The following is a 17,718-nucleotide window of genomic DNA, read 5'->3' as shown; positions in this document are numbered from 1 at the left end:
GAATTGTGAGCGCAATGAGGCACATCCTCATGAAGACGTGAAGGGAAAAACACGGTGAAGACACTTCGCACTGACGTGTGCGTCATCGGTGGCGGATCCACCGGTGCCGGCGTCGTCCGCGACGTCGCAATGCGCGGCTTTTCTGCCGTCCTCGTTGACCGGGCCGATATCGCTCAAGGTACGTCCGGTCGCTTCCACGGCCTACTCCACTCCGGTGCACGCTACATCGCCTCCGACCCCGAGTCGGCCACCGAATGCGCTGAAGAAAACGAGATCGTCAAGCGCATTAACTCCAACGCCATCGAGGCCACCGGCGGCCTCTTCGTGGTGACCGCTCACGACGATGAAGATTACGCGGACCAGTTCCTGGCCCGTGCTGCCGCTGCAAAGGTGCCGGCAGAGGAAATCTCTATCGCCGAGGCCCTACGCCGCGAACCCCGTCTGGACCCACGCATCAAGCGTGCGTTCGCAGTCGAAGACGGAACGGTCGACGGCTGGCAGATGACCTGGGGAGCCATCCGCTCCGCGCAGGCCTACGGTGCCCAGATCCTGACCTACCACCGCGTCACCAATATTGAGCGCGACGGCGAGCGCATTTGTGCCGTCATCGTTCGTGATGAGCGCGGCGGCGAAGACGTGCGCATCGAATGCGGATTCGTCCTGAACTGTGGCGGCCCATGGGCTGGAAAGATTGCTGGCCTGGCCGACTGCCACGGCGTCGACGTTGTCGCCGGTGCCGGCATTATGATCGCCATGAACCACCGCCTCACCCACTCGGTCATCAACCGCTGCGTGTGGCCCGCCGACGGTGACATCCTGGTGCCCGACCACACGGTGTGCATCATCGGCACGACGGACCTCAAGTCCGACGACGCCGACAACCTGCCGATCCCCGCCGACCAGGTCCAGCAGATGCTCGACTCTGGTGAAGCCATGATTCCCGGCTTCCGCAAGGCTCGCGCGGTGCACGCGTGGGCAGGTGCTCGTCCCCTCATCAAGGACTCTCGTGTGTCGGAGACCGACACCCGCCACATGGCGCGCGGCATGAGCATCATTGACCACAACTCGCGAGACGGCATCTACGGCATGCTCACCATCGCGGGCGGCAAGCTCACCACCTACCGCCTCATGGCCGAGCGAATCGTCGACATCATGTGCACTGAGATGGGGGAGACCCGTCCGTGTAAGACCGCCGACGAGGCCGTCCCCCCTGCCAAGGAAGCGCGCCTCTACACGATCGGCCACCGCCTCGAGAATGTCGAGTCCCGTAACGAGGGACCCACGCACGAGCAGATCATCTGCGAGTGCGAGATGGCCACCCGCGCCATGCTCGAAAACGTCATGGACACGCTGCCCAAGGGCCAGCTGGACGACGTGCGTCGCCAGATGCGCCTGGGCATGGGGCCGTGCCAGGGCGGCTTCTGCTCCCAGCGCGCCGCGGGCATCGCGCACGAACGCGGTGATATCGACTCGGAACGCGCCAACGGGCTGCTTCGCCTGTTCTTGAAGAACCGCTGGATCGGCCTGTGGCCCATCCTGTACGGAAAGCAGGCCAGGCAGGCTGTTCTCGATGCATGGATCCACGAGGGCACGCTCGACGTTGAGCACCTGCCCGCAGCCAAGGAAGAGGTCGTTCGATGAGAGACGTCGTTGTTATCGGTGCTGGCCTGGCCGGTCTGTCCGCCGCGATCAAGGCCGCCGATGCGGGCCTGAGTGTCACCCTCATCACCAAGGGTGTGGGCGGTATTCAGCTCGGCACGGGCACGGTCGATATCCTCGGCTATGGCCCCGACCTGATCGACAAGCCTCTCGAGGCGCTGGAAGCCCACGTCGCCTCGCGTCCCACGCACCCCTACGCGCACGTCACCCCGGCTTACGTCGGTGCATCCGTTGCGTGGCTGCGCGACACGGTTGGCCCGGACGCCCTCATCGGCGATGAGACGCGCAACGTGCGTATCCCCACCGGCGTCGGCGCGCTGCGCCCCACCTGCTTGATCCCGCCCTCCATGGAGGCCGGTATCCCTCAGGCGGGCGCACGCTACGCCATCGTGGGACTGAAGCGACTCAAGGACTTCTACCCCGGCCTCGTCGCCGAGAATCTATCGCGTCAGACCGGCCCCGACGGCAAGGCGATCACTGCGCGTGCCCTGAGCGTCGACTACGTCGTGCGTGACGGTGAGATCGACTCCGTGGGCACAGTGCACGCTCGCAGCCTCGACAACGAGAAGAACCGCGCGCGCCTGGCCGCCCAGATCCGTCCCCTCCTTCAGGACGGCGAAATCGTTGGCCTGCCCGCCATGCTCGGCCTCGACGATCCGAACGCGTGGCGCGACCTGGCCGACAAACTCGGTCACCCGGTCTTCGAGATCCCGATCCAGCCCCCGTCGATTCCCGGCATGCGCTTGAACGCGCAGCTGACCCGTATGGCTTCTGCCAAGGCGCGTGTCATCCTCGGTTCGCCCCTCACAGCGATTCACGCCGCGGATGGACGTATCCAGGCCGTCGACTACGCCAGCGCTGGACGCGCCACACGCGTCGAGACGCGCGCCGTGATCCTGGCGGCGGGCGGCTTCGAGTCCGGTGCCCTTGAGCTGGACTCCTACGGTGCCGTGGCTGATACCGTGTGCGGCCTGCCCGTCATGGGACCCGCCGGCCAGCTGCTGCACGCCGATTTCTGGGGCGACGAGCAGCCCCTGTTCCTGGCAGGCCTGGCCGTCGACGACTCCATGCGCGTCGTCGATGACAACGGCACGCCCGTGTACACCAACCTGTTTGCTGCGGGCGGCAACCTGGCCGGTGCCACCCGCTGGCGTGAAAAGAGCGGCGAAGGTATCGCGCTGGCCAGTGCCCTGGCCGCCGTCGACGCAATCGTGGAGGAGCTGAAATGACCCTGGAAATGTCAACGCTGATGGGACCGGGCGTGGAGGAAACCGACGTGCTCTCCCTGGAGGGTGACGCGGCGCTGCGCGCCAGCCTGGACGCCTGCGTCAAGTGCACGATCTGCGAGACGCAGTGCCCCGTCATGCGCGTCACTGACCTGTTCGGTGGCCCGAAGTACTCCGGCCCGCAGGCCGAGCGCTTCCGCAAGGACGGGCAGATGGTGGATAAGTCTATCGACTACTGCTCCTCGTGCGGCACCTGCTCGCTCGTGTGCCCCCAGGGCGTGAAGGTCACCGAAATCATTCACCACCGTCGCACCGCGATGAAGGAAGCGCACGGCATTCCGTTGCGTGACCGCCTCATCGGCCGCACCTCACTGATCGGCACCATGATGACCCCGGTCGCCCCGATTGCGAACTGGGCGCTGGATGTCAAGCCGATCCGCGTGGCGATGGAGGCTGTTATTGGTGTGCATCGCTCGGCTCCCATGCCGCGCGCCTACGGGCGTACCTTCGAGTCCTGGTTCAAGAAGCACACGCCGCTGCCTGGCTCGGGCACGCGTGGCCAGGTGATCTTTTTCCACGGATGCGCCGGCCAGTACTTTGAGGTCGAGACCTCCATCCACTCGGTCATGGTGCTTGAGCACCTGGGGTACGAGGTCTTGGTCCCCAAGCACGGCTGCTGCGGTCTTGCGCTACAGTCCAACGGCCTCTACAAGGATGCGCGCAAGTACGTCTCGAAGCTGACGAGCGACCTGCGCAGCGTCAACCGCGATGCGCCGATCATCTCCGCGTCCGGTTCGTGTGCGGGCATGCTGCGTCATGAGGCGCACGAGATCCTGGAGATGGATACGCCTGAGCTGACGGATGTGGGTAGCCGCATGTGGGACATCAGCGAGTTCTTGCTGCACCTGTACGACAAGGGCGAGCTGGATACCAACTTCCAACGCATCGACGTCACCATCCCGTACCACGCGCCCTGCCAGGTCAAGTCTCAGGGCCTGGGCAAGCCGGCCATTGAGCTCATGAGTTTGATTCCCGGCGTGACCGTCAAGGATTCCGAGCAGCCTTGCTGTGGCATCGCGGGCACGTACGGCATGAAGAAGGAGAAGTACGCGATCGCCCAGGCCGTGGGCGCTCCTGTCTTCGACTTCATCAAGCAGGTCAACGCCGAGCTGGCTGCTTGTGACACGGAGACGTGTCGTTGGCAGCTGCGTACGGCCACGGGTGCGAACGTCGTTCACCCGATCTGGCTGATTCACAAGGCTTACGGTCTGCCCAACGGCTGAGACGCGAGCGAATATCCCCGGGCGTGCACGACGATGCGTGCCCGGGGATATTACTGTGTGCTCATGAGCATCTCTCGCCGCGTCGTCGTCACTGGAGCCTCTAGCGGAATTGGGCAGGATACCGCCCGCCTGTTGGCGAAGTGGGGGTGGAGGGTCGTTGCGGTGGCCCGTCGCCGCGAGCGCCTGGAGGCTCTTGCCGCCGAGATCGGTTGCGAGTACTGGGCGGCTGATCTGAGCGATGAGGCGCAGGTGGAGGAGATGGCCGCCCGTGTCCTGGAGGGTGGCCCCGTGGATGCGCTGGTGAATAACGCCGGCGGAGCTATCGGTGTGGACAGCGTCGCCGACAGTGACCCTGCCAGGTGGAGTGCGATGTTCGACCGTAACGTGCTGACCGCTCTGCACTGCTCGCGCGCTTTCCTGCCGGGTATGCGCGAGCGCGGGGGAGACCTCGTGTTCCTGACCTCGACTGCTGCCCACGACACGTACCCGGGTGGCGGTGGCTATGTGGCCGCCAAGCACGCTGAGCGCATCATCGCCAACACGCTGCGCCAGGAGCTGGTGGGCGAGCCCGTGCGCATCATCGAGATCGCGCCCGGCATGGTGCACACCGAGGAGTTTTCTCTCAACCGCCTGGGCTCCCGGGAGGCGGCCGACCGCGTCTATGAGGGGGTTGCTGCCCCGCTGGTCGCCGAGGACATCGCCGAGGCGATTGTGTGGACCCTGGAGCGCCCGTCCCACGTCAACATTGACTCGATGATCGTGCGCCCGGTGGCTCAGGCGACGAATACTCTCGTGGCCAGGAACGCCCCCGAGGTGTAGACGGTGGGGCTGATCACGGCAGCGGGACGAGGCCGGGGTGGGTTGGTCCGCAGCGAGCGGTGCGCGTGCCGTTCGTGGAGACCACGGCCACACAAAGCACACTTCATTCAGTGATCGATAGGGCCTCAACGTTCATAGGTTGTTCACAGTTTCGCCACAACGTCCCCTCATGAGTGGTCTCTAGGCTGCGAGGCAATGATCATTGATGAACAGAAAGGAGCGTCCTTCATGTCGGACGTCAACAAGAACCTGGTGGGTGACACGGAGCGCACCTCGATTCTGTCCCGGTCGGGTGAGCAAGCAGCAGAGCAGACAGAGGTTCTCCCCACCCACGTGCCTCAGGTAGAAACGGCGCAGATGCCTCCCATCACTCATCAGGAGAGCGCCAATGCGTTTGCTGGTATGCCTCTGGAGTCTGTTGCGCAGTCTTCTGCCGACGAACAGGAGGGTGACGAGGCCGTGGCACCCGCTGCGCAGGTGAGTGAGCCTGCGTCGAAGAAGACCTCGTGGGGCAAGCGCGCGGCTATCGCCGGAGCAGCCGCCGCTATCCTCTCCGTCGGCTTTGGCGCGGGTATCATCACTCACGCCACCGTGATGGGGGATGGACAGGACTACTACGAACAGGGATACGAGGACGGTGCCAACGACCAAGGCGGCGGGACTGAGGGCGATAACTTCGGTCCGGGTCACGGTCAGGACCCTGAGAACGATCAGCAAGGCCCCGCTGATGGCCAGCAAGGTTCCGGTAACGATCAGCAGGATCGTGGCAATGACCAGCAGGGGTTCGGTTCGCAGCAAGGGGATACCGGAAGCAGACGGCCCGGTCCTCCGCCGGAGGGCGGACGAGGCCCCGGCAGCTTCCACGGCAGTCATCAGGATACGACCGGCGAGAACAGCGATACGAGTGCCAGTTGAGTGAAGCGGGCGCGCGAGACGATCCAAGTCTCACGCGCCCGTTACGCGAGCGTGGCCGCCAGCGTTGATGCGGCCACGATGATGAGGAGGGCAGCAAAGACTAAGCCGAGGACGCGATTCGACACGCGCGCAGTCAGGCGCGCTCCCACGAACCCGCCCACCATCGAGGCACCGGTGAACAGCGCGACCATTGCCACGGCCTCGGCGGTGATCGTCAGAGTTCCGGAGAGTGTGCGCGAAGCCAGGCCGAAAGCAGCCGTGATGACCATGACCAGCAGGGACGTCGCGGATGCCCGCTTCATCGGGTATCGCAGCGCGAGGTGTAGGGCAGGCACGATCGCGAAGCCTCCGCCGACGCCGAAGAACCCCGTGAGGAAACCCGTCAGCGTCGCGAGCGCAACGACCCGGCTCACGGTCGCGAGCGTCTACGAGCGTTGATCACGCAGCTGTGCCCCGGTCTCGTGCGACGACGAGTCCACGGGACGCAGCTGCGAACGGACCATGAAGATCGCGACCGCTACCAGGAGAGCGCAGAAGGACAGCATGAGGCCTCGGGCCGACACGAGCGGGGCCAGCGCCGCTCCCGCCCACGTACCCGCCAGGCCAGCGAGCGCGAAGATCGTTGCCTCACGCCACGCGACGTTCCCGCTGCGAGCGCGCGTCGCCAGTGACACGGCGGCCGTCAGCCCCACGATGATGAGGGACAAGCCCGTGGCCTGGTGCGGGTCTTGGCCGAGGACGTAGACGAGAATGGGGACGGAGACAATGCCACCTCCCGCGCCGAGTGAGCCGACGACGACGCCGACGAGCGCGCCGATGAGGAGGGCATGAAGGATCATCGGACCCCCTGCCCGGGTGCAGGCGTGGGAGGACGGACCCCCAGGGAGGCCGCGACCGCGGGGTCCATGATGTCGCTGGCCTGCCTGCCCGCCGCGATCAGCATGCCCATCGCTCGCAGGGCGGGGGTGGCGTGCTCGTAAAACGCCCGGTAGCCCTCGCACAGGTAGTTGTGCGCGCGCTCGCCCCGGCGCACGAAACGGTCTTTCGGACACCCGCCCCAACACAGGCGCAGGTACGCACACGCGCGGCACTCCTCGTCCAGGTCGGGCTTGAGGCGCGCAAAGTCGCGCATCTTATCGGAGCGGCCAGCTGCGACAGCGACGAGGAGGTGATCGAGCCGACCAACCAGTCCGGCTCCACCCAGTGGTCGCAGGCGTACACGTCGCCGTTAAACTCCATCGCCATGTTCGCCCCGCACACCGGCGCGTGCACACACACCGACGCTGACCCGAACATAGCCGACAGCGTCGAATCCACGTCCTGAATGAAGACCTCACCCACGTCGGAGGCCAGCCACTGGTCGAACACCTCGCACAGGAAACGCCCGTAGGAGGCGGGGGACGTGGAGCGGCTCGTCACGCAGTCCCCGTCCTGTCGATACAGAAGCGCCGAGGTCCCGGAGCGCCAGCCGCGCTCAGCCTGAGCCAGGTCGGCGGCGCGCACACGCTCAACAATGGGAATGAACTGCAGGTAGCGAGTCCCAAGCTCATCACGGAAGTAGCGATACACCTGCGCCCCGTGCTCCTCGTTCGCGGCGTTGACCGTGCACAGGATGTTCGTCTCCACGCCCGCGCGAGCCAGAGCCTCCCAGCCGCGCACAACCATCGCGTGGGTGCCGCGCCCGCCACGGTTCAGCCGGTAAGCGTCGTGCATGTGAGCGGGTCCGTCGATGGAGACTCCCACGAGAAACTCGTGGTCAGCGAAAAAACGCGCCCACTCATCGCTCACCAGCGTCCCGTTCGTCTGTAGGGCATGACGCACACGCTGAGTGGGGCGGCGGTAGCGCTCACACAGCTCCACGAGGCGCTCGAAAAAGCCGAGGCCGCGCAGGGTCGGCTCCCCGCCCTGCCACAGCATCGTCACCTCGCCGTCGGGACTCGACTCAAGGAACGCCTGCACGTAGCGCTCCAGCGTCTCCTCCGACATGGTCTGCGCCGCCGCATCGTAGAGCAACTCCTTAGACAGGAAAAAGCAATACTGGCAGTCCAGGTTACATGCCGCACCCGTCGGCTTCGTCACCACAGAAAAGGGGATCTGGGCACTCACGATGGCTCACCCCCAGCGCGCACCCCCACCCTAGGCGAGGCCATGGCCCCTCCCCGGTGAGGCGCGCGCTCGCGCTCGCGCAGCTGCAGGTAGAGGTTCGTGGCCAGCTCCCTGCGAATCTCGTCGTAGACGGGCACGGTGTAGACGTTGTTCATCTCCGCCGGATCCAGGCGCAGGTCGTAGAGTTCGTTGATCGACTCGGGGTTGATGACGAGCTTGAAGTCCCGCGTGCGTAGCATGCGCTGCTGGAGGGGGAAGTGGTGGCCGTGGAACTCGCACACGATGTCCTGGCGCCAGCCCTCCACGTCCTCGCCGCGCGTCAGGTCCACGATCGAGCGCCCGTCCTCCACGAGCGAGGTGTCCAGGCCCGCGATGTCGAGCACCGTGGCCGGCAGGTCGATGAGGGAGACGAACGCGTCGGAGCGACCCACCGTGGACACGCCGGGGATATGAGCGATGAAGGGGACGTTGTAGATGTCGTCGTACATCATCGGCCCCTTGTCGTTGAGGCGGTGCGATCCCGTGAACTCACCGTGGTCCGCGCAGAAGAAGACCGCCGTGTCGTCCAGGATGCCCAGCTCGCGCGCCACGTCCATGATGCGCCCGATCTCGTAGTCGATCATGGCCGTGTATCCCCAGTAGACCGCGATGAGCTTCTTCCACTGCTCGTTCGTGAACGAGGACGTGGACCAGTAGGTCGCGTAGTTCTCCTGGATCGGGGGCTTGCCGATGAGGGAGTCGCCGAAGTTTTCCGGCAGCTCCACGAGGCCGGGGTCGATCAGGTCGAACCACTCGTCGGGCAGGAAGTAGGGCAGATGAGGGCCAAAGAAGTGCACGTCGAGGCAGAAGGGCTGACCCGAGTCTTTCCAGTCGGCCGCGTACTCGCGCAGCTTCTCGATCGCGCGGTCTGCCAGGAATCGCTTGAAGGTGGCCTCCTCGGGTTGGTCCAGGCGTGCGGCAATGATGTGCCCGTCGCGCCCGCCGGGGAGCTTGCCGCGCCACAGGTCGTGGGCGCGCACCGGCGGGAGGTTATTGGCCTCGAGCCAGGCGACGTACTTCTCGTTGGCCACGGGGTTTTCGGCCCCCCAGTAGGTGTCGTCGTCCGCGCCGAAGGCATCGGGCAGGTTGTATCCGCAGTGGTATTTGCCGACGATGCCGACGTTGTAGCCGGCGTCGCGTAGCTCCTGCGTGTACGTCCACGTGCCCTTGGGGATCGAGATCTGGTAGGCGATGTTCCACTCAGGGTTGGCCAGCACCTGGAGCTTACCCGGGCGCTTGCCGGTCATAAGTGAGGCGCGCGCCGGCGTGCAGATCGCGGTGGGGGTAAAGCAGTGGGTGAAGGCGAAGCCCGATTCGCCCATTGCGTCGATGACGGGGGTGCGGGCGTGGGGGTTACCCAGGCAGCCGATTGTGTCGGTGCGGTGCTGGTCGGTCATGATGACCAGGACGTTACGTACGTTGTCGGGAATGTCTCGAGTCTTGTCGGTCATTGGTGTGCCTTTTCGTCGTTAGCTTCGCGCCGCCGGTGGCGATGATCGCCAGCGTTGTCGCATAGCGCCTCGCGTTCTTCTCGCGGGGCGTGAGTGAGGGTGTCGTAGACATGTCTTCGTCCTTGAAGGTGAGGAATGCGCCCGCGCCTGCCGTGTGCGCACTCCTCACGCTACGCGCCTCAATTTGTGTCCGAGCTAACGGACATAAACATGGTGAATGATCTAAGTCACTCACCATGTTGGTGCTCACCGCTTCTGAATCACAAACTCCGGATCCGGAGCACTCGTCACCTCCACCGACTCAGCATCAATAACCAACGCCTTCGCACCCCGCAGACGCAACGTCCCACGCACCCGCACCCAGCTATCCGCCGCAGGAACCGCTCCGTCCCACCGCACCGCAAAACCAATCGCATACGCGTCCGCCGCACAACACCAAATCGCCATACGCGCCACCGCGAAACTCTCCTCCTGCGTCAACCGCGGAATCGCCGCCTGCCCCCGCGCCGAAGCCTCGCTCATCACAAAACCCGTCAACTCCACACGCTGACCATCATGCACCTTCCCATGAGACGCCAATTCCTCAACCTGAGCAGCAAAGTTCTCCGTCGTCAGCTCCAACACTCCACTCGACGAGGCCTGGGACCCACCCCCGCTCTGGCTCCCACCCGGGGTGGCCGACTGTGCGCCCCCATCCGCGCTCGCGGGGGGAGCGGAGGGGCTGTCCTCGGATGGTGCGCCGGGGTCCGCCTCGGCCTCGTCTTCGGTATCTGCGGCACGCGCGCTAATCGTGGTTGCGGCCAGCTCAGAGGGGGACACGCGGAAGGGAAGGATCAGGATGAGGGCGGCCAGGATAGCCACGCTGGCGCGCGTCAGCCCACGACGCGACGACGCGGGCGCATGGGTGTGCTCCCCATGGGTGTGCTCCCCATGGGTGTGCTCACCTTCGCCCACCTCCAGACGCGACGACAACGCCAGCGCGCACGCCAACAACCCGACGCCTGATGCGAGGATGCCCAGCCGCGCCGACGGTGGCACGAATGACCCGTAGCGTCCCGACAGCGCCATCCATGCGAGCGCAGCACCCAACCCCGCCAGAGACAGGGCCTCCAGGGTGGGAGCAATCCGATCCAACAGCTTCACGAGAGAACCCCCATCCACCAGGAGCCGCCAACAACCAACGCGGCAACTGCTGTCACCGTCACGAACAGGCGCGCCACAAATGTTCCGCGGAACTGCGACGACAACAACGCTACGTTCTTTACGTCCATCATCGGCCCGTACACCATGAAGCCCATGAGAGCACCTGTCGGTGCCAATGAGGCGAACGAGCGTGCAATTACCGCATCAGACGATGAACACAGGGACAGGGCGAAACCCGCTCCCATCATCAGAGCCAACGCGCCCGCCGCAGGCAACCCCGACAGCAACGACGACACCGGCCACAGCACCTGTGCCACCGTTGATGCGGCCACGCCTCCCAGTAAGAACGGCAAAATTCGCCCAAACGACCGACCAGTCGCTGCCAACACGCCAGAGACGCTCCGGTCGGGCATCTCGCACCCGTGCTCGCAGCAACACGCGTCGCCCCCGTGATCGGTGTCCGACAGGCTCTCCTCGCGCAGCGCGCGTGGGGGAGCAGCCAGCATAGACAGGCCGACCGTGAGGGCGACGATGACGGAGAGGCCAACGCGCGTGGCGACGAGCGACCACGACCCGAAGGTGTAGAGCGTCGAGGCGAACACCAGCGGGTTGATCGCGGGGGAAGCCAGCATGAGGGTCGTCGCCGCCGACAGGGGAACCCCCTTGCGCAGGAGGGAACGGAAAATCGGAACGGCCGAGCAATCGCACACGGGCAGCACGAAGGCTGCGAGGAGCGCAGTTGGCACCGAGGCGAGGGGGTTCGTCGGGAACACCCGGGCGATGAGCGCGGGGGAGAGGTAGGCCTCGATGAGTTCGGCGACGAAGACACCCAGGAGGAGGAAGGGGATCGCCTGCAGGGTCATGCCCACCGCAATCGTCGCTGCGCGCCCAACCGGGAAACCCGCGCCGGATAGGGACCCCTGCAACGCCCAGGTGACCAGCAGCGCGGCGATCACGCACGTGCTGACGAGCGCACCCCAAGGGCGCGCGGGGCGTTTCGTTTCCGTTTCAAACACCCCACAACTCTAGTGCAGGGCTGCGCGCTCCCCGCAAGCACGCGCCGTGGCGACGAGGCCGTGCACCGATGCAGGGAGAGCACGCCTGCGCTGTGGGCAGACAGACGCGCCCCCGATGGGCATCTGAACAGTCGCTTCGCTACACTGGTTTTTCGCTACGATCCGGCCCGCGACAGCGGGGTATCGCCGGGGAGCATCCGGAAGAAAGAGGACAGCGACAGCCGGCCACGGCCTCGTCCCCTCCAGTAGAACCGGACGGGAGGGCCCGACACAGCCCCAACGAAGCGGCCGCACCCGACCAACGGGAGCGGCAAGCGGGGTGGTACCGCGGGTGCCGGCGACGCCGGTCCTCGTCCCTGTATAGGCGCGAGACGAGGACACTCATGACGAAGCACGGCTTCTATCCCCGCCACCGGCAAGACGAGGTGGACCCCAGCCCTTCCTTCCCGACCATGGAAGCATCCACGCTGGCCTTCTGGGCGAGCGACGACACCTTCCGCAAGTCGGTGCAGATGCGCGACGCCGGCGAGCACGGCTCTAACGAGTTCGTGTTCTACGATGGTCCGCCTTTCGCCAACGGCCTGCCCCACTACGGTCACCTCCTGACCGGCTACGTCAAGGACGTGGTGGGCCGCTACCAGACCATGAAGGGCCACCGCGTCGAGCGCCGCTTCGGCTGGGACACGCACGGTCTGCCCGCCGAGCTCGAGGCGCAGCGCCAGCTCGGCATCGAAGACGTAACCGAGATCACCCGCGAGGGCGGCATCGGTATCGAGGCGTTCAACGCGGCCTGCCGTTCCTCCGTCCTGCGCTACACGAAGGAATGGGAAGAGTACGTCACCCGCCAGGCTCGCTGGGTGGACTTTGAGCACGACTACAAGACATTGGACAAGTCCTACACGGAGTCCGTGATCTGGGCATTCAAGCAGCTCTATGACAAGGGCCTGGCCTACCAGGGTCACCGCGTCCTGCCCTACTGCTGGAACGACCGCACGCCCCTGAGTAACCACGAGCTCAAGATGGACGACGAGGTCTACCAGGACCGCACCGACAACACGGTGACGGTGGGCCTGCGCCTGGAGAAGAAGCTGCGCGAGGATTCGGCCCACCCCGAGCTGGCGCTCATCTGGACGACCACGCCGTGGACCCTGCCCTCGAACTCGGCTGTCGCCGTGGGACCGGGGATCGAGTACTCCCTCGTCGAGGTTGCGGCCGACCATGAGGGCAACCTCGTCGGCGAGCGCGTCCTCATCGCCACCGACCTGATCCCCTCCTACGCCAAGGAGCTGGGCGAGGACCCGAGCGTCGTCGCGACCTACAAGGGCCATGAGCTGGTTGGTACCCACTACCACCCGATCTACGACTACTTCGACACCCCCGAGCGCCGCGCCGAAGGCGGTGCCCCCGGCCCCAACGGCTGGTCCATCATCGCCGCCGACTACGTGACGACCACGGATGGCACCGGCCTCGTCCACCAGGCACCCGCCTTCGGTGAGGACGACATGTGGACGTGCATGGAGTACGGCATCGGCCTCGTCATGCCGGTCGACGAGGGCGGCGTCTTCACCTCGGAGGTTCCCGACTACGAGGGCATGCAGATCTTTGACGCGAACCGCTATGTCGTGGCCGACCTGCGCGAGCAGGGCGGTCCCATTGCGCGTCGCGCCCCCGAGATCCGCGCCGTGCTGGTGCGCGAGAAGTCCTACGTGCACTCCTACCCGCACTGCTGGCGCTGCCGCAAGCCCCTCATGTACAAGGCCGTGTCTTCGTGGTTCGTTCGCGTGACCCAGATTCGCGACCGCATGGTCGAACTCAACCAGGAGATCACGTGGACCCCCGCGCACACTAAGGACGGCATCTTCGGCAAGTGGCTGGAGGGTGCCCGCGACTGGTCGATCTCGCGTAACCGTTTCTGGGGCGCGCCGATCCCCGTGTGGGTGTCGGACGATCCGGCCTACCCGCGCACAGACGTCTACGGTTCCATCGCGGAGCTTGAGGCCGACTTCGGCGTGAAGGTCACGGACTTCCACCGTCCCTTCATCGACTCTCTGACGCGCCCGAACCCGGACGACCCGACGGGCAAGTCGACGATGCGTCGTATTTCCGACGTGTTCGACTGCTGGTTCGAGTCCGGCTCGATGCCCTTCGCGCAGGTGCACTACCCGTTCGAAAACCAGGAGTGGTTCGAGAACCACTACCCGGGCGACTTCATCGTCGAGTACATCGGTCAGACGCGCGGCTGGTTCTACACGCTGCACGTCCTGGCGACCGCGCTCTTCGATCGCCCCGCGTTCCGCTCGTGCGTCTCCCACGGCATCGTCCTGGGTGACGACGGCCTGAAGATGAGTAAGTCGCTGCGCAACTACCCGGACGTGGCCGAGGTGTTCAACAAGTACGGCTCCGACGCGATGCGTTGGTTCCTCATGTCGAGCCCGGTCGTGCGCGGCGGCAACCTGATCGTCAAGGAGGAGTCGATCCGCGACACCGTCCGTCAGGTGCTGCTGCCCATCTGGAACACGTACTACTTCTTCACGCTGTACGCGGGCGCCTGCAACAAGGGCGAGGGCTACGAAGCGAAGCGCATCGACCTGTCCTCGCCCGAGGACGTGGCCGCGTTGGTGCAGATGGACCGTTACCTGCTCGCGCACACCCGTACCCTCGTTGAGGACGTGCGCGGCGCGCTGGACGCCTATGACGTGGCGGGTGCGTGCGAGGTGGTCCGCGACTACCTGGACGTTCTGACGAACTGGTACGTGCGTACCCAGCGTCAGCGCTTCTGGGACGAGGACAGCGCCGCGTTCGACACGCTGTACACGGCTCTCGTGACGCTCATGGAGCTGGCGGCACCCCTGCTGCCGCTGCTGAGCGAGGAAATCTGGCGTGGCCTGACGGGCGGGGAGTCCGTGCATCTGACGGACTACCCGGTCATCGACGAGGCCGTGGATGCCCCCGAGCTGGTCGCCGCCATGGATGAGGTTCGTTCGGTCGTGTCGTCGGCTCACGCGCTGCGCAAGACACATCAGCTGCGCGTGCGCCAGCCGCTGGCCTCCCTGCAGGTCGTCTCCGAGCACTTTGCGGCCCTGGAGCCCTTCGCGGACCTGATTGCCTCCGAGGTGAACGTGAAGTCCGTGGTGTTCTCCGCGCCGGAGAATTCGGGCTTGAGCGTGCGCACCGAGCTGAGCCTGAACCCGCGTGCCTTCGCCCCGTCGGTTCGTAAGCTGACGAGCCAGCTGTTCAAGGCGCAGAAGTCCGGGCAGTGGGAGCTGACGGAAGACGGCGCCTGCCGTTTCCCGGGCGTCGTGGTTGACGGCGCTCCGCTGGAGCTGACGGGTGACATGTTCTCGGTGTCCACCTCCGTGGACGCTGCCGAGGGACAGGTCGCGGACGTGCTGGCGTCGGGCACCTTCGTGGTGCTCGATACGGAGCTGACCCCCGAGCTGGAGGCCGAGGGCTACGCCCGCGACGTTGTGCGCGCCGTCCAGGATGAGCGTAAGAATGCCGGCCTGCACATCGCGGATCGCATCGACCTGTCGCTGACGGTTCCGTCCGATCACGTGGCTGACGTGGAGACCTGGCGCGATATGATCGCCGCTGAGACCCTCGCGTTGTCGCTGACGGTCGAGGCTGGCGACAAGCTCGCGGTGAGCGTCGCCAAGCACTGAGTGCTGAAAACTCAGGCGGGCGGGCTGCGCGAAGGCGCGGCCCGCCCGCTTTCATACGCGATGACGGGGCGGGGCGCACAGCTTGCAGAGCACACGTCGCAGGGCGCAGGCAGGGGGCGTGTGCCTAGCGCTGAGGTGCAAGCACCGAAGCGCTAGCGCGACGCGATGTAACGCAGGTCGACGGTTGCCTCACGCAGGCGCTCGAGGTAGGCAGAGTTTGACGTCATCCACGGTGAGAGGACGGGTTGGCCGTCCTGCTTCATGAAGGAGTTCAGCAGATCCTCGCGAGAAAATCGCGTGGCGAAGAGGATCTGGCGCAGCTCACGGCTGTTCGTCGCCTCGACGCTCAAGATGGGGTAGGTCGCGTGCGTGTAGCGCTTGACCCTGGGCCACGGTGTATCCGTGATGCGCCAGCGGCCATCGGTCGGCGGATCGCTCGGCAGAACGATGGGGCGCAAACGAAGATTGGCGCGGCGCAGCGCACCGAGCTGCGTGATCAGGACGTAGCTGGCGAAGGCCTCGCTGCGCGTGTCCATCGTGAAGCGCGTGCTTGGGTGACGCTCGGACCAGCTGAAACGGTAGTAGCCCGATATCTCCCACATCGTGAAGAAGTCAGTGTTGTAGGACGAGAACGAGTGCCCGTAGCCGTATCCGTTCTGGAAGTCACTTTGTGCGACGGAAGTACCCGAACAGAGCTTCCCAATCAACGTCTCTAACTTCTCCAACATGCTCGGAGACTCCTTCAATGATGTTTTGCGTGATGAGTTCGTCAATCGTCATGGCAACCCATGCGCCTAGAGCGACCTTCTCGAGGATACGAACCTGGGGAGCGTATCCGTAGGACCCGTGGTCTTCGTCGAGCAAACAGATCTCGATCATGACGTCCTCAGGCAAAGCGTTGCCCGTGAAACGGAACTGGTGGTAGAGCTCGTTGAAGTTGGCCGGCGGCCCCGAGCGGAACTCGGAGGGGAAGATGCCGCCGTTCATGATGGGGGTCAGATGGCGTCCGCCGACGTGGCCAATGTGGTCGAGGCCGGTGATGTCGAAGGCTTCGATGAACTCGGCCTTGAAACGGAAATATCGATTGGTTCCAGGGACCTCGCCGTGGTCGCGATCCTGGCGCCAGGCGGGGAACGTGGTCTTCGGCTTGGCGTATCGGGAGCGAAGCCAAGCATTGGTCGATACCAGTTCGGGGTCGGTGCCGTCGGACATCTGGGCCGCCATGGAACCGGTAACGTCCATGCCCGCGCGATAACGCTGCCCGAGTCCTGCCTCGGCGTGGGGGAGCACGTCCCCGGGGCCGGGAGCGCGCACGGGGAACATTGCGCTCATGGGGGTGACGACTTCGTCTGGGTGTGGATTGTGCGGCTCGGGGGGCACGGAAGCTCGATTCTCTGTGGTGATGCAGGTCAGGAAACGGCGATCCCAGCCGCTATCGTCCTGGCGGTTGCGGGATCGGGGGAGCTGCGTACGGTCGCGGGGGAGCCGGGGTTGACTGAACAGGAGGAGCCAGGATCGGGGACACGGCACGTGTGGGAGCCTGAGGACCGTGCGCAGGCTGCGAGGGCCTGTCCGCTGTCGGACGCTGGGGCGCGGAGCTGCCCCTGTCGCTGTGCGCGTGCGCTCCTGCGTGGGAGACAGTACTCGCTTGGGTTTGCTGTCCGGTGTCCGCGACTTTTGACGCCACGGGCGAAGAGGCCGTGTGGGCGGGCTTGTCTGTTTTGCTGCGCCGTGGCCCCTTGCTTCCCTTATGCCTGCGGCTGGGCTTAGCGGGCTTTCTGAACATTGCCAGCTCGAGGGCGTTCATGAGCGGACAGACCATCTTGTTGTAGCGCTCGTAGTCCAGGCCGTAGAGTTCTTCGCTCACGCATTTGAGGCGCACGTTGGAGAATTGCACCTGCGTGTAGAAGAAGATCGACATGGGGACTTTGAACACCGTGGAGATGCCAGCGATTGCGATGCTTGAGGATTCAGGGATCGTCAGGACGTCGTCGCGTGACTTGATGCGCTGGCTTTTCTCGTCCACGAAAATCACGATTTCCGTGAAGTAGTCGAATGCGGCGTAGACCGCTTGGAGCATTTGCTGCCACGAGACGCGGTGCGTCAGCGTGAACGTTGACCGAATCCAGCCGCTATCGACGTGTTGTCCTTCAAGATACATGGCACTGCTCCTCTCGCGTCGTTGTTCGCCGAAGGTGTGTGGGTATTCAGCCGTGGGTGGGGGTGCTGGACCCGTTGGGCTTGGCCGCGTGTAGGTGCATCATGATCTCCATGGAGTCCATGAGCTGAGACATCGACTTGTTGTACTTCTCGTAGGTGGTGTTACGGAACTCTTGGTTGACGCTGCCGACGGATACCGCTACCGCTTGGCTCTGATTGCGGAATGTGATCATCAGGGG

The 17,718-nt window shown here is 65.0% G+C and carries 12 protein-coding genes and 3 pseudogenes; 6 read left to right on the top strand and 9 right to left on the bottom strand.

The window, feature by feature from the left end; genetic code table 11:
• Nucleotides 1-54 precede the first annotated feature (54 nt).
• The 5 genes from glpA (at nucleotide 55) to QZ149_RS06495 (ending at nucleotide 5,902) form a co-directional block, all read left to right on the top strand.
• Complete coding sequence (gene glpA / locus QZ149_RS06515; RefSeq protein WP_291450518.1) at nucleotides 55-1,641, top strand: anaerobic glycerol-3-phosphate dehydrogenase subunit GlpA; 1,587 nt, start codon at nucleotides 55-57, stop codon at nucleotides 1,639-1,641.
• Nucleotides 1,638-2,888 (top strand): glycerol-3-phosphate dehydrogenase subunit GlpB, encoded by a 1,251-nt coding sequence (gene glpB, locus QZ149_RS06510; protein ID WP_291450517.1) that lies wholly within the window; start codon nucleotides 1,638-1,640, stop codon nucleotides 2,886-2,888. The genes glpA and glpB overlap by 4 nt, the downstream gene beginning before the upstream one ends.
• On the top strand, nucleotides 2,885-4,168 hold the full coding sequence (locus QZ149_RS06505) for an anaerobic glycerol-3-phosphate dehydrogenase subunit C (RefSeq protein ID WP_291450516.1): 1,284 nt from the start codon (nucleotides 2,885-2,887) through the stop codon (nucleotides 4,166-4,168). The genes glpB and QZ149_RS06505 overlap by 4 nt, the downstream gene beginning before the upstream one ends.
• Nucleotides 4,169-4,231: 63 nt before the next feature.
• Entirely contained in the window at nucleotides 4,232-4,987 is a 756-nt protein-coding gene (locus QZ149_RS06500; RefSeq protein ID WP_291450515.1) for an SDR family NAD(P)-dependent oxidoreductase, read from the top strand.
• Nucleotides 4,988-5,215: 228 nt separating this feature from the next.
• Nucleotides 5,216-5,902 carry a hypothetical protein gene (locus QZ149_RS06495; RefSeq protein ID WP_291450513.1) on the top strand — a complete coding sequence of 229 codons (687 nt, stop codon included), beginning with the start codon at nucleotides 5,216-5,218 and terminating at the stop codon, nucleotides 5,900-5,902.
• Nucleotides 5,903-5,943: 41 nt separating this feature from the next.
• Here QZ149_RS06495 and QZ149_RS06490 read toward each other — a convergent pair.
• The 5 genes and pseudogenes from QZ149_RS06490 to QZ149_RS06470 form a co-directional block, all read right to left on the bottom strand.
• Nucleotides 5,944-6,741: pseudogene (locus QZ149_RS06490) on the bottom strand (sulfite exporter TauE/SafE family protein).
• Nucleotides 6,738-8,008: pseudogene (locus tag QZ149_RS06485) on the bottom strand (anaerobic sulfatase maturase). The pseudogenes QZ149_RS06490 and QZ149_RS06485 overlap by 4 nt, the downstream one beginning before the upstream one ends.
• Nucleotides 8,005-9,498: a sulfatase-like hydrolase/transferase gene (locus QZ149_RS06480; protein WP_291450511.1), complete on the bottom strand. Its 1,494-nt coding sequence runs from the start codon at nucleotides 9,496-9,498 to the stop codon at nucleotides 8,005-8,007. Before QZ149_RS06480 ends, QZ149_RS06485 begins: the two are co-directional and overlap by 4 nt.
• A 246-nt stretch (nucleotides 9,499-9,744) precedes the next feature.
• Nucleotides 9,745-10,641 carry a TIGR03943 family protein gene (locus QZ149_RS06475; protein ID WP_291450509.1) on the bottom strand — a complete coding sequence of 299 codons (897 nt, stop codon included), beginning with the start codon at nucleotides 10,639-10,641 and terminating at the stop codon, nucleotides 9,745-9,747.
• Nucleotides 10,638-11,657 carry a permease gene (locus QZ149_RS06470; protein WP_291450507.1) on the bottom strand — a complete coding sequence of 340 codons (1,020 nt, stop codon included), beginning with the start codon at nucleotides 11,655-11,657 and terminating at the stop codon, nucleotides 10,638-10,640. The genes QZ149_RS06475 and QZ149_RS06470 overlap by 4 nt, the downstream gene beginning before the upstream one ends.
• A gap of 383 nt (nucleotides 11,658-12,040) precedes the next feature.
• On the opposite strand from QZ149_RS06470, the gene ileS reads away from it, so the two are divergent.
• Entirely contained in the window at nucleotides 12,041-15,319 is a 3,279-nt protein-coding gene (ileS, locus tag QZ149_RS06465) for an isoleucine--tRNA ligase (RefSeq protein ID WP_291450506.1), read from the top strand.
• A gap of 152 nt (nucleotides 15,320-15,471) precedes the next feature.
• Here ileS and QZ149_RS06460 read toward each other — a convergent pair whose 3' ends face one another.
• The 4 genes and pseudogenes from QZ149_RS06460 to QZ149_RS06445 form a co-directional block, all read right to left on the bottom strand.
• The gene (locus tag QZ149_RS06460) at nucleotides 15,472-16,047 is read right to left on the bottom strand and encodes a hypothetical protein (RefSeq protein ID WP_291450505.1); all 576 of its coding nucleotides are present in this window, start codon (nucleotides 16,045-16,047) and stop codon (nucleotides 15,472-15,474) included.
• Nucleotides 15,983-16,699, bottom strand: coding sequence for a hypothetical protein (locus QZ149_RS06455; protein WP_291450504.1), 717 nt, complete (start codon nucleotides 16,697-16,699; stop codon nucleotides 15,983-15,985). Before QZ149_RS06455 ends, QZ149_RS06460 begins: the two co-directional genes overlap by 65 nt.
• A gap of 52 nt (nucleotides 16,700-16,751) precedes the next feature.
• The gene (locus QZ149_RS06450; protein WP_291450503.1) at nucleotides 16,752-17,480 is read right to left on the bottom strand and encodes a hypothetical protein; all 729 of its coding nucleotides are present in this window, start codon (nucleotides 17,478-17,480) and stop codon (nucleotides 16,752-16,754) included.
• Between the two features lie 46 nt (nucleotides 17,481-17,526).
• Nucleotides 17,527-17,718, bottom strand: a pseudogene (locus QZ149_RS06445) (hypothetical protein); the annotation flags it as partial.

The organism is Actinomyces sp. ICM47, from assembly GCF_905369875.1.
In the GTDB taxonomy this organism is placed as follows: Bacteria; Actinomycetota; Actinomycetes; order Actinomycetales; family Actinomycetaceae; genus Pauljensenia.
Note: the sequence above shows the minus strand (reverse complement) of the source record. Positions and strands in the feature narration are given on the sequence as shown.

Excerpts from the sequence above, each read along its gene's own strand:
- QZ149_RS06500 (WP_291450515.1), top strand. The coding sequence starts at position 4,232 with ATGAGCATCTCTCGCCGCGTCGTCGTCACTGGAGCCTCTAGCGGAATT.
- QZ149_RS06460 (WP_291450505.1), bottom strand. The coding sequence starts at position 16,047 with ATGTTGGAGAAGTTAGAGACGTTGATTGGGAAGCTCTGTTCGGGTACT.
- glpB (WP_291450517.1), top strand. The coding sequence starts at position 1,638 with ATGAGAGACGTCGTTGTTATCGGTGCTGGCCTGGCCGGTCTGTCCGCC.
- QZ149_RS06495 (WP_291450513.1), top strand. The coding sequence starts at position 5,216 with ATGTCGGACGTCAACAAGAACCTGGTGGGTGACACGGAGCGCACCTCG.
- ileS (WP_291450506.1), top strand. The coding sequence starts at position 12,041 with ATGACGAAGCACGGCTTCTATCCCCGCCACCGGCAAGACGAGGTGGAC.
- QZ149_RS06480 (WP_291450511.1), bottom strand. The coding sequence starts at position 9,498 with ATGACCGACAAGACTCGAGACATTCCCGACAACGTACGTAACGTCCTG.
- QZ149_RS06450 (WP_291450503.1), bottom strand. The coding sequence starts at position 17,480 with ATGTATCTTGAAGGACAACACGTCGATAGCGGCTGGATTCGGTCAACG.
- QZ149_RS06505 (WP_291450516.1), top strand. The coding sequence starts at position 2,885 with ATGACCCTGGAAATGTCAACGCTGATGGGACCGGGCGTGGAGGAAACC.